We start from the raw sequence: 737 nt of genomic DNA, 5'->3' as shown, positions 1-737 counted from the left end.
AGACGGTCCGACGGTCGAGGTCGACCGCTCCCCGCTCGGCCGGCCGTCCGGCGGGGACGCTGGCGGAGTCCGACGTCGCCATCGAGAAGGTCCTTCCGGTCCGCTGGGTCTCGTCCCGTCATCGTCGTTGACGGAGACCGGGTCCGCGCGCCGGACGCCGGCCTCCGCTGGCCCCGTGGGGGCAGGCGGAGGGCCGGCGGCGCGAAGGCGCTGGGCGCCCCAGGGTCAGGAGGCGGTGGCCGCCGTCCAGCGGTCCTCGATGCGACCCAGCCGCCAGATCGCGAGGCTGACCAGCCAGGCGGTGACGAAGAGCCCGACGAGGGCGTACCCGACGCCGCCCATGTCGAGACCGGCCGCCCACCCGAGGAACCCGCCCGTGGGCTCGAGGTGCTCGGCGAGCAGCTGGAGCAGGACGGTGACGCCGATGCCGAGGGCGGCGATGACCGACAGGACCGTGACGGTGAGGTTGTAGTAGACCTTGCGGACCGGGGCGAGGAAGGCCCAGCGGTAGGCGCGGGCCATGAGCACGCCGTCGGCGGCGTCGAACAGGCTCATCCCGGCGGCGAAGAGCACCGGCAGCACGAGGATGGCGTACCAGGGCAGCGTCAGGGCGGCGGTGCCGCCGGCGAGGACGAGCAGCGCCACCTGGGTGGCGGTGTCGAACCCGAGGCCCATGAGCAGCCCGACCGGGTACATGTGCCACGGCTTCGTCACCCGACGGGTGAACCGCCCGAGCA

The 737-nt window shown here is 73.9% G+C and carries 1 protein-coding gene; it reads right to left on the bottom strand.

Features of this window, described 5'->3' with window-relative positions; genetic code table 11:
• Positions 1 to 225: 225 nt before the first annotated feature.
• Positions 226 to 737: HoxN/HupN/NixA family nickel/cobalt transporter (locus ABD774_RS21540; protein ID WP_425554633.1), on the bottom strand; the 512-nt coding region annotated here is incomplete at its 5' end.

The sequence above is a fragment of the Georgenia daeguensis genome (assembly GCF_039537705.1).
Taxonomy (GTDB): Bacteria; Actinomycetota; Actinomycetes; order Actinomycetales; family Actinomycetaceae; genus Georgenia; species Georgenia daeguensis.
The sequence above is the reverse complement of the archived record's forward strand: the minus strand, read 5'-3'. Positions and strand labels throughout refer to the sequence as shown.